The sequence below is a fragment of the Flavobacterium soyangense genome (genome assembly GCF_015277675.1).
In the GTDB taxonomy this organism is placed as follows: domain Bacteria; phylum Bacteroidota; class Bacteroidia; order Flavobacteriales; family Flavobacteriaceae; genus Flavobacterium; species Flavobacterium soyangense.
The window spans coordinates 1-10,400 of the sequence record NZ_JADHEC010000056.1; the positions used below are offsets into that span (position 1 = coordinate 1).

Sequence of the window (10,400 nt, forward strand, 5' to 3'; positions counted from 1 at the left end):
TCTTTGGAACTCATAAATTTTGTTTTTTGTCACTCAAAATATATGAAAAAAAGGGCTTACTTTTAAAAGTAGCCCTTTCTGTTTAAAAATATTAATCGGTTAGTAGTGATTAATAATGTAAGATTTATGCACTCTGACAAACTTGTCTTTTGATAGGTCTTTTTCGAAAGATTTCATTGTAGAAAGAACTAGATTACAGTCGTCTTCGGTAACCACTTTTACATAATCGCCAAAAGCTTCAATCCATTTTATTTTAGCTGTAAAAATTTTTAGTTTTTTTAGATTACTTTTAATAAAAATGTGATCACCATCTTCTTCGTGGATTTCAGATTTTAGCAAATGCAAATCCATGGCTCTTTTTACAGAGGCATTAAATCGATCTACTGCGATAGGTTTTTGAAGGTAATCAGTTGCATCATAATCAAATGCTTTCATTGCATACTCAGCCTTGGAAGTGATGAAAATAATTTGGGGTTTTGTTTTTAAACCATCCAAAAAATCAAAACCACTAATGACAGGCATCTCAATGTCTAAAAAGATCAAGTCCACATTGTGTATGGTCATACAGCCTTTTGCTTCAATTGCGTTAGAAAAATCACCAATTAAATGTAGATTTGGATGATTATTTACTAACTTTGTTATGATCATTCTCTGAATGGAACTATCATCTACAACGACACAATTTAGTTTCATAATTTATATTATTTAAGATTTGGGATAGTAAAAGTACTATGCTTTTTTAATATAACCTAATCTTTATCGGCTTTTTTTGCATTATGACGATTAAATTTTAATTTTGTTTGTTTAATAAAAAAAAATAATTACTTTTGCAGCCAATTTAACAAATAAATACATATTTATGAATCATTATGAAACTGTTTTCATTTTAAATCCCGTTTTATCTGAAGTTCAGGTAAAGGAAACAGTAAGCAAATTTGAAGATTTTCTTACTAGCCGTGGAGCTGAAATGGTATCGAAAGAGGATTGGGGCCTTAAAAAAATGGCTTACGAAATCCAAAACAAAAAATCTGGTTTTTACCACTTATTTGAATTCAAAGTAGCAGGAGAAGTCCTAATTGCTTTTGAAACCGAATTTAGACGTGACGAAAGAGTTATGCGTTTCTTGACTGTAAGTCTTGATAAACATGCTATTTCATGGGCTGAAAGAAGAAGAACTAAACTTAAATCTGCAAAAGCTTAATCATTATGGCAACATTACAACAATCAGCTTCAGGAAAAAAAGACGGAGATATCAGATATCTTACTCCTTTAAATATAGAAACAAACAAAACCAAAAAGTATTGTCGTTTCAAAAAATCAGGTATCAAATATATTGATTATAAAGATGCCGATTTCTTATTGAAATTCGTTAATGAACAAGGAAAAATTCTTCCTCGTCGTTTAACCGGAACTTCATTAAAATACCAAAGAAAAGTGTCAGTAGCCGTAAAAAGAGCACGTCACTTAGCGTTAATGCCATATGTGGCGGATTTGCTAAAATAATATTAAAAAACAACAGTTTGTTGTCCCGCTTCAGCGGGACTAACTTCTAATAACATAAGGACAACAACATGGAAATTATATTAAAAAAAGACGTTCAAAATTTAGGCTTTAAAGACGATGTGGTAAATGTAAAAAACGGTTACGGTCGTAACTTTTTAATCCCACAAGGTCACGGTCATTTAGCGACTCCTTCTGCAAAGAAAGTATTAGCTGAAAATCTAAAACAAAGAGCGCATAAAGAAGCTAAGGTTGTAAACGATGCAAAAGCATTGGCTGAAACCTTGAAAGCATTGGAAATTAAAATTTTCGCAAAAGCGGGTGGAGAAAAACTTTTTGGATCTATCACAAATATTGATATAGCTGAAGCTTTAGAAAAAGCGGGTCAAACAATCGAAAGAAAATTTATCACTAGCGGTATTGTTAAAAGAACTGGTAAATATGCTGCAAGCATCAGATTACATAGAGATGTTGTAGTTGAACTACCTTATGAAATTATAGCGGAAAAATAACATTTTGTTAACACTTTGTTTATAAAATAAAAAAATCACTCTTTAGGGTGATTTTTTTTTGTTTAGTTTTGGCATATAACTAAAATCAAAATTTATGAGAAAAATTTTTACTTTATTGTTTTTTGTATTTGGTCTTTATGCAATGACCAGTCAGACCACGACATCCAGTATTAAAGGAATTGTGAAGGGGTCTAATTTAGAGTTGCTTCCAGGAGCGACCATACAGGCGGTTCATACTCCAACAGGATCCAAGTACTCTGCGTTGTCAAATGCCGACGGAAGGTTCAATATCCTCAATATGAGAATTGGTGGGCCTTACAAAATTGTTGTAACCTTTGTGGGATATCAAACCCAGGAGTTTAATGATGTTTACCTTGATTTAGGAAAGGTTTTTAACCTCGACGTACTTTTAAAGGATGAAAGTCAAAAACTGGAGGAGGTAGTAATTACTGCTTCTAAAAGTAAAGTTTTCGGAAGCGGAAGAACTGGTGCCGAAACTACAATTGGTCGAAAAGAGTTAGCTTCATTACCTACCATTTCCAGATCAGTTGCCGATTTTACTCGCTTGGAACCAACGGCCAGCGGAGGTTCTTTTGGGGGTAGAAACGATCAATATAATAATTATTCCTTGAATGGAGCAGTCTTCAATAATCCTTTCGGATTGGATGCCGCAACTCCAGGAGGACAAACAGATTCTAATCCTATTTCAATTGATGCCATTGATCAGATTCAGGTGGCAACTGCTCCCTATGATGTGACATTATCTGGCTTTACGGGGGCTTCAGTAAATGCAGTTACAAAATCAGGTACTAATGAATTTCATGGTACTGCTTACGCTTTCTATAGAAATCAGGACTTAACGGGTAGTAAGGTGAAAGGCGAAAAAATATTCGTTCCTTCATTAACTCAATCGCAGGCTGGATTTAGCATTGGTGGTCCAATAATCAAAAATAAGTTGTTCTTTTTTGGAAATTATGAAATTGACCAAAGAAGTGATTTGGGGTCAAGCGTTGTTGCCAATGATGGAAACGGAACTACTGGCGTAAATGAGTCTAGGGTTTTGGCTACTGATTTAATTCATGTTTCTACAGAATTAGGAAAATTAGGTTATAATACAGGGGCTTACCAAGGATTTACTCACGATTCTAATTCTAGCAAAGGAATAATAAAATTAGATTGGAATATTAACGACAACAATAAATTGGCAGTTATTTATAATTTTCTGGACGCTTCAAAAGATAAACTGGCACATCCAACAGCCATATTTCGTAGAGGACCAGATTTTAACACACTGCAGTTTCAAAATTCCGGATATCAAATAAATAATAAATTAGATTCATTTTTAATAGAATTGAATTCCAAATTTAGTGAAGCGGTTTCCAATAAATTGCAAGCGGGCTACACGCACTTTAACGACTTTAGGAATCCATTTTCTGCGCCAGCTCCAGTAATAACAATTACAAAAGATGGCTCTCCATATATTATTGCTGGGCATGAACCTTTTTCTATAAATAATAAGTTGGACCAAAAAGTATTCCAGGTAACCGACAATTTAAATTATATCGTAGGAAAGCATAACATAACTTTTGGTGGTTCCTTCGAAAAATTCGAATTCAAAAATTCATTCAACCTTAAAGGTTATGGTTTTGATGTTTTTGGTAGTGTTGATTTGGCTGGTTTTAATGCTAATATTGCTAACGGGTATTATGCTACTCAATTATCAGCTGCGAAAGCTACATTCGATGCAAGAGGAAAAATTGAGGCTGGAAAAAACGGCGGATGGAATTTATCAGAAACTACCGTGGGACAATTAGCCTTTTATATTCAAGATGAATTTAGCATCAACGATAATTTTAAATGGATTTTGGGATTAAGAGCTGATAAACCATTGTATTTCAATACTCCTGAATTGGTTCAAAAATTTATTGATACTGATAATTCAGAAGGTTATTTACCTAATATTGATTATTATAATCCTAAAAATGGGGCTGTTGTACATTTTGATTCTACAAAACTTCCTGGAAACGCATTGCTTTGGTCGCCAAGATTTGGTTTCAACTGGGATGTAAATGGCGATAAAACGACACAACTTCGTGGAGGAACCGGAATTTTTACGGGAAAACTGCCATTTGTTTGGATAGGAAATCAAGTTAGTGGGACTGATCCATTTTTCTATGAAGTCGTAGAACCAAATTTTAAATTTCCACAGGTTTTTAGAACTAGTTTAGGATTAGACCATAAATTTAAAAATGATTATATTGCAACTGTTGATGTGTCATATAACAAAGATATCAACGCAGTTCACGTTCAAGACTGGGGGTTAAAAAAACCTACTTCAAGTTTAGCTGGAGTTGATAATAGAGCGATTTACGGTAATGCTGATCACGGTGTTTGGACAGATTATGGTTTTCCGGCAACTTCACACGCTTATGTTTTGACCAATTCTCAAAAAGGAAGTGCATTAAATGCTTCTGTAAAAATTCAAAAAACATTTGATAATGGATTATATACAAGTTTGGCTTATAACTATTTGAAATCGTTGGATGTAAACTCAATAGAGGCTGAAATTACGGGTGATGCTTTTAATTTTAACCCGGCTTTAGGAAATGTAAATGATGATGTTCTTTCTAATTCTAAATATGGTGACAAGCATCGCTTTATTGGTGTAGCTTCAAAAAAATGGAAATATGGAAACAATGATAAATGGGCCACGACTGTTTCTACTTTCTTCGAATATGCACAGGGTGGAAGATTTAGTTACACTTATGGTGGTGATATTAATAATGATGGTTCTGGCGTGAATGATCTAATTTATATCCCAACAACAGCAGAAATTGGGAGTTTGAATTTTTCTGGTCCTGGACAATCGACGGCTTTTGATAATTATATCAAACAAGATAAATATTTGGACGGAAGAAGAGGACAATATGCTGAACGTTACGGAGCTTTGTCTCCTTGGAGAGGAAAATGGGATGTTAAAATCATCCAAGATTATAATTTTAAAATTTCGTCAGCCTCAAATAAAAAAAATACAATTCAATTTAGTATTGACGTGTTAAATTTAGGAAATCTGCTGAACTCTGACTGGGGATTGGTACAAGTTCCAACAAGTGTACAGCCAATTGGGGTTTCAGTTACCGGAAACACTCCAACTTATACCTTTAACAGTTCACAAACCAAAACCTTCAATTATGATGCTAGTTTGGCTTCAAGATGGCAAGCGCAATTTGGTGTTAGATATATTTTCTAATAAAACATAAAAGTTTTAAATTTGCCCTCTCATTCGAGAGGGCTTTTTTTATGCTTATCAAATATTTAAATTTAAATGAAATACACCAGACTAACAAAAGAACAATTTGAAGAATTACATCAAGAATTCATCAATTTCCTTGCAACACAAGCCATTGATAAAGCGGAATGGGATACAATTAAAACTGAAAAACCAGAAGTTGCCGAACAAGAACTGGATGTTTTTTCAGATTTGGTTTGGGAAGGAGTTCTTGGCAGAGCCGAATATTTAGAACATTTTTCCAAAAATCATATTTTCCTTTTTCAGTGTTTTGATACTTATATCCAATCGATTGTGCTGAAATCATTGGTTTCTGAAATTGATTTTTTGACCAAAGAGGGTTTGCAATGGCTAAGCGAAAATATGTTTACCGAAACCATTGAAATCAAGACCGGTAAAAAAGTATTTACTGAAGAACGCAATACTTCTATTTTTGGATTGATACAGCAAGGGGCGTTTTTAAGTGATGGACAATTATTCAAACAAATAAATTCGATTATTGAATCGTAATTTTATCGTTTTTTCTATTAAATTGGTTATTTTAGTCCTTTATTTTAAAAGCTAAAATAGCCAATTTTATTTTCTATGGATATTCAAAATACGATTCAAAAACTACGGGATGAACTCAATCAACACAACTACAATTATTATGTGTTGGATACGCCAACAATTTCTGATTTTGAATTTGATTTGAAATTAAAACAGCTTCAAGAGTTAGAAAACAAACACCCAGAATTCTTTGATGAAAACTCTCCAACGCAACGTGTAGGAGGCACCATTACAAAAAACTTTGAAACTGTAAAACACGACTACAGAATGTATTCCTTGGATAATTCCTATTCCAAAGAAGAATTGTTGGATTGGGAAAAACGCATCCAAAAAGTGCTTGGAGAAGTTCCTTTGGAGTATACTTGCGAATTGAAATACGACGGAGCATCTATTTCCATAACCTATGAAAATGGAAAATTAAAACGTGCCGTAACCCGTGGTGACGGAGTTCAAGGCGATGATGTTACCAATAATATCAAAACTATAAAATCAATTCCGTTAAAGTTGAAAGGAGATTTTCCGTATAAATTTGATGTGCGCGGCGAAATCATTTTGCCTTTTGCAGGGTTCGAAAAAATGAATCAGGAATTAATTGAAATTGGGGAATTACCGTATTCAAATCCTAGAAATACAGCTTCGGGAAGTTTAAAATTGCAGGACAGTGCTGAGGTTGCGAAAAGACCTTTGGATTGTCTATTGTATTTTATCATTGGAAATAAATTACCATTTGATTCTCAGTTTGAAGGTTTGGAAACCGCACGTAATTGGGGTTTCAAAGTTCCAAAAGAAGCCAAGCTAGCTCACAATTTAGAAGAAGTTTTTCAATATATAGATTATTGGGACGTTCACAGACATAATTTGCCCTATGAAACGGATGGAGTTGTAATAAAAGTAAATCAGTTCGAACATCAAGATGAATTAGGATTTACTGCTAAATCACCTCGTTGGGCAATTGCTTACAAATTTAAATCAGAACAAGTTTCTACACGATTAAATTCAATTTCCTATCAAGTGGGAAGAACCGGTGCGATAACTCCTGTTGCAAATTTAGAACCCGTACAATTAGCGGGAACAATAGTGAAACGGGCTTCCTTGCATAATGCTGACCAAATCGAGAAATTAGACATCCGTATTGGTGATACCGTTTTTGTGGAAAAAGGAGGGGAAATTATACCGAAAATTATTGCTGTTGATTTCAGCAAAAGACCAGATGATTCCGTTCCAACAAAATATATCACCCATTGTCCAGAATGCAACACAGAATTAGTTCGAAGCGAAGGTGAAGCGAATCATTATTGCCCAAATTTTTATGGTTGTCCACCACAAATTATCGGAAGGATTCAACATTATATTTCCAGGAAAGCAATGGACATAGAAGGGCTTGGAGGAGAAACGGTAGCTTTATTATTCAATAATGGATTAGTTCATAATTATGCAGATTTATATGAGTTGACTGTTGAGCAAATTCTGCCATTGGAAAGAATGGCCCAAAAATCGGCAGAAAACTTGGTTAAAGGAGTCGAGAATTCAAAGAGAGTTCCTTTTGAACGTGTTTTGTACGCTATTGGAATTCGATTCGTGGGAGAAACGGTGGCTAAAAAACTAGCCAAACATTATAAAAGCATTGATGCATTAAGTCAGGCTACTATGATGGATTTGGTTTTGGTAGATGAAATTGGAGAACGAATTGCACAAAGTGTGATTGATTTTTTCGAAAATCAGGAAAATAGACGTTTAATTGAAAGATTGAAAAGTTACGGAGTGCAATTTGAAACTATCGAAATTATAAATCCGAATGCCACTAATAAACTTTCTGAAAAAACCTTCGTTGTTTCAGGCGTTTTTGAACAATTTTCGAGAGACGATTTAAAACAAGCAATCGAAGACAATGGTGGGAAAGTAGGAAGTTCTATCTCTACAAAAACTGATTATGTAGTTGCTGGTGCAAATATGGGACCTGCCAAGTTAGAAAAAGCGGTCAAGCTAAACATTCCAATAATTTCAGAAACAGACTTTATGGAATTGATTAATAAAGACTAATATTAGGAAACAATGGAGAATTTTAAAAAAGAAAGCAATCTCGAAAAACTTATTACAGTTTTTTATTTTGCAATAGCAGGGGTTGAAATTACCTCAGAACTTTTTTCATACAAACCTGCCTTATTTGTTTTTAAACCACTAACTTCAATAGTGTTAATGGTGCTTTATTGGAATACTTCAAACCAAAGAAACCTACTTTTTTTCGTGACAATATTATTTTCCTTGATTACTAATGTGTTTTTTATTTATGACACTGAAAAAATGTTATTTTTGGGATTGATTGCCTTTTTCGTACATCGATTATTGATAATTTATTATATCATCAAATTAATAAAACTCAAGGATTATATTCCTTTGCTTATAGGAATGATTCCTTTTTTGTTTTTTTTCTTCTATTTATTGTCTATAACATGTGAGATAACAGCTAGAAGTTATGGGATTTTGATTATCCAAAATATTTTGATTTCCATAATTGCCGGAATAACTTTATCAGATTATGTAATGGATAATGGTAAAAAAAATGCCCCTTGGTTTTTTATTTTTGGACTTTTATCTGTTACCCAATATTTTATTGTTTTTATCGAGAAGTATTATTTATCAGATCTTTCTTCTTTAAGCTTCAGACCATTGGCAATGATTTTGAATGTGGCGGTCTATTATGCCTTTTATAAATTTGTTAGAGTAATAGAAAAATTAAACGATAATTGATTTTTCAACAGAAGATCCGTACTTGTCATTATCAAAATAAAAATCAATTCGTCCCAGATTTATTCCGTAACACCCCCCACTTGGTTTACCAAAACTTCCTTATATCCAAGTTTTATTATTAAAAACTTATACTAGATTTTTTTATTGCTGATATATAAAATACATTTGCGATATAAATCAACAACAATAATGAGTACATCCAAAATTAAACCTACAATTGTTACCTTTTCTATAATTTGTATTGCTTTTGTTTCCTTATCATGGGGGATTTTTGGGCATGAGCATATTAATAATGCAGCAGTTATGTCACTTCCAAAGCCATTGCAAACCTTTTTCTATAATCATATTGATTTTATTACCCAAGAATCAACTGTTCCGGATTTACGAAAATATACATTGAAAGACAAGTCAGAAAATCCTCGTCATTTTATAGATATGGAAAATTTTGGTTCTTTTGATTCTATTCCACATAATTTTGATGATGCAAAGAAGAAATATGACGAGAAATTTTTATCCAGCAACGGAATTTTACCTTGGTATATTCAAGATGTGATGACAAAGTTGACAAAAGCTTTCAAAGATAAACGTAAAACTGAAATTTTATTTTTGGCAGCTGATTTGGGTCACTATATTGGAGATGCAAATATGCCTTTGCATACCTCAGTCAATCATGACGGTCAATTGACCAACCAAAAAGGTATTCATGCTTTATTTGAATCAGGAATTCTTGAAATGTTTGGCAAAAATTACAATTACCATACTGAAGAATCCCAATATATTGCCAATATTGATTTAGCAATATGGACAATGATTCAGGATTCTCATAGTTTAGTTGAACCCTTATTATTGACGGATAGACAATTAAGGAAAAAGTATACCGTTGATAAATTGTATGTAACGGATGGAAATGGAAATATTTCAAAAAACAAGTTTAATGATTTAATTTTTTCTAAAGATTATACTACAAACCTTCATGAGGCTCTAAATGGAATGGTCGAAAAACAGATTAGAAAGTCAATAATTGTTACATCAAATTTTTGGTATACTGCATGGGTAAATGCAGGGAAGCCAAATCTCGATGATTTAGATTTTAAAGAACAAACCAAACGCAATGCCAAAAGGTTAAAACAAGATTTTAAGCTTTGGAATAATGGAAAACTTTTTGGTTTAGAAAGCGAAAAAGATTTTTAGGAACATAATTGCAAGAATAATGTTTTTCTAATACTAATTTTACGCATTCAAGCTTAAATGCATAATCATACTTGACTTTTCTTTCCATAAAAATACCCCCAAATAGTGTCTAACTTTTTTGGGGCAGTCTAAAAATAGAGGCGGGTTTTTTTATATAGGTAATGTGGTCAAAAATAGTTGGTGATTTTTCATTTTAGATTCGTTAAATTACCTCCGTCAAATTGAAGAGGACATTGGCTCTGCTGAGGAGCAACCAACTAGCAATAGATTTGATACACATACGAAAAATGAGGGCAGTTTATCGAGGGCGCTGAAAAACATCGCTTATTTTGATTAGCGTCGTTTTTTAGACGATAAAAAACGCTTGTAACAGGATTTTAAACATCCGTTATAAGCGTTTTTCTTTATATAACTTTTTTTATTGTAGGTTGTATCAGTCGATTTTTGACTTGTATAGGTTCATTTTGTATAATGCGCTTGTAAATTGCATTTCCTATCACTATCGACCGACAAAACTAAGATTTAGGCAATAAATTCCTTTTAACCCTAGTAAATGCTAGGATTATTTTGTAAAATAAAAAACCTACCTCCCTATATTTCAGAAGAATTGC

General features: G+C 33.0%; 9 protein-coding genes and 1 pseudogene. 8 read left to right on the forward strand and 2 right to left on the reverse strand.

Going from position 1 to position 10,400, the window contains the following annotated elements; all coding sequences use genetic code 11:
* Nucleotides 1-99: 99 nt before the first annotated feature.
* The gene (locus IR213_RS15420) at nucleotides 100-693 is read right to left on the reverse strand and encodes a LytR/AlgR family response regulator transcription factor (RefSeq protein ID WP_194313190.1); all 594 of its coding nucleotides are present in this window, start codon (nucleotides 691-693) and stop codon (nucleotides 100-102) included.
* 166 nt (nucleotides 694-859) lie between these two features.
* Between IR213_RS15420 and rpsF the strand changes: the two genes are divergently transcribed.
* The 7 genes from rpsF (at nucleotide 860) to IR213_RS15455 (ending at nucleotide 8,598) form a co-directional block, all read left to right on the forward strand.
* Nucleotides 860-1,201 carry a 30S ribosomal protein S6 gene (gene rpsF / locus IR213_RS15425; protein WP_194313191.1) on the forward strand — a complete coding sequence of 114 codons (342 nt, stop codon included), beginning with the start codon at nucleotides 860-862 and terminating at the stop codon, nucleotides 1,199-1,201.
* 5 nt (nucleotides 1,202-1,206) lie between these two features.
* On the forward strand, nucleotides 1,207-1,503 hold the full coding sequence (rpsR, locus tag IR213_RS15430) for a 30S ribosomal protein S18 (RefSeq protein WP_007138295.1): 297 nt from the start codon (nucleotides 1,207-1,209) through the stop codon (nucleotides 1,501-1,503).
* 68 nt (nucleotides 1,504-1,571) lie between these two features.
* Nucleotides 1,572-2,012, forward strand: a complete 441-nt coding sequence (rplI, locus tag IR213_RS15435) for a 50S ribosomal protein L9 (RefSeq protein ID WP_194313192.1) — start codon at nucleotides 1,572-1,574, stop codon at nucleotides 2,010-2,012.
* Between the two features lie 94 nt (nucleotides 2,013-2,106).
* Nucleotides 2,107-5,262: a TonB-dependent receptor gene (locus IR213_RS15440; protein WP_194313193.1), complete on the forward strand. Its 3,156-nt coding sequence runs from the start codon at nucleotides 2,107-2,109 to the stop codon at nucleotides 5,260-5,262.
* Between the two features lie 75 nt (nucleotides 5,263-5,337).
* Entirely contained in the window at nucleotides 5,338-5,811 is a 474-nt protein-coding gene (locus IR213_RS15445) for a DUF6495 family protein (RefSeq protein ID WP_194313194.1), read from the forward strand.
* A 75-nt stretch (nucleotides 5,812-5,886) separates the two neighbouring features.
* Entirely contained in the window at nucleotides 5,887-7,890 is a 2,004-nt protein-coding gene (ligA, locus tag IR213_RS15450) for an NAD-dependent DNA ligase LigA (protein ID WP_194313195.1), read from the forward strand.
* A 12-nt stretch (nucleotides 7,891-7,902) separates the two neighbouring features.
* The gene (locus IR213_RS15455) at nucleotides 7,903-8,598 is read left to right on the forward strand and encodes a hypothetical protein (protein ID WP_194313196.1); all 696 of its coding nucleotides are present in this window, start codon (nucleotides 7,903-7,905) and stop codon (nucleotides 8,596-8,598) included.
* Here the strand turns inward: IR213_RS15455 and IR213_RS16430 are convergent.
* Nucleotides 8,584-8,699: pseudogene (locus IR213_RS16430) on the reverse strand (bifunctional metallophosphatase/5'-nucleotidase); the annotation flags it as partial. The gene IR213_RS15455 and the pseudogene IR213_RS16430 overlap by 15 nt on opposite strands.
* Nucleotides 8,700-8,787: 88 nt before the next feature.
* Here IR213_RS16430 and IR213_RS15460 point away from each other — a divergent pair.
* Nucleotides 8,788-9,789: a zinc dependent phospholipase C family protein gene (locus IR213_RS15460; RefSeq protein ID WP_194313197.1), complete on the forward strand. Its 1,002-nt coding sequence runs from the start codon at nucleotides 8,788-8,790 to the stop codon at nucleotides 9,787-9,789.
* The last annotated feature ends 611 nt before the right edge of the window (nucleotides 9,790-10,400 follow it).

Coding starts and splice junctions, on each gene's coding strand:
- IR213_RS15420 (WP_194313190.1), bottom strand. CDS start 693: ATGAAACTAAATTGTGTCGTTGTAGATGATAGTTCCATTCAGAGAATG.
- rpsF (WP_194313191.1), top strand. CDS start 860: ATGAATCATTATGAAACTGTTTTCATTTTAAATCCCGTTTTATCTGAA.
- rpsR (WP_007138295.1), top strand. CDS start 1,207: ATGGCAACATTACAACAATCAGCTTCAGGAAAAAAAGACGGAGATATC.
- rplI (WP_194313192.1), top strand. CDS start 1,572: ATGGAAATTATATTAAAAAAAGACGTTCAAAATTTAGGCTTTAAAGAC.
- IR213_RS15440 (WP_194313193.1), top strand. CDS start 2,107: ATGAGAAAAATTTTTACTTTATTGTTTTTTGTATTTGGTCTTTATGCA.
- IR213_RS15445 (WP_194313194.1), top strand. CDS start 5,338: ATGAAATACACCAGACTAACAAAAGAACAATTTGAAGAATTACATCAA.
- ligA (WP_194313195.1), top strand. CDS start 5,887: ATGGATATTCAAAATACGATTCAAAAACTACGGGATGAACTCAATCAA.
- IR213_RS15455 (WP_194313196.1), top strand. CDS start 7,903: ATGGAGAATTTTAAAAAAGAAAGCAATCTCGAAAAACTTATTACAGTT.
- IR213_RS15460 (WP_194313197.1), top strand. CDS start 8,788: ATGAGTACATCCAAAATTAAACCTACAATTGTTACCTTTTCTATAATT.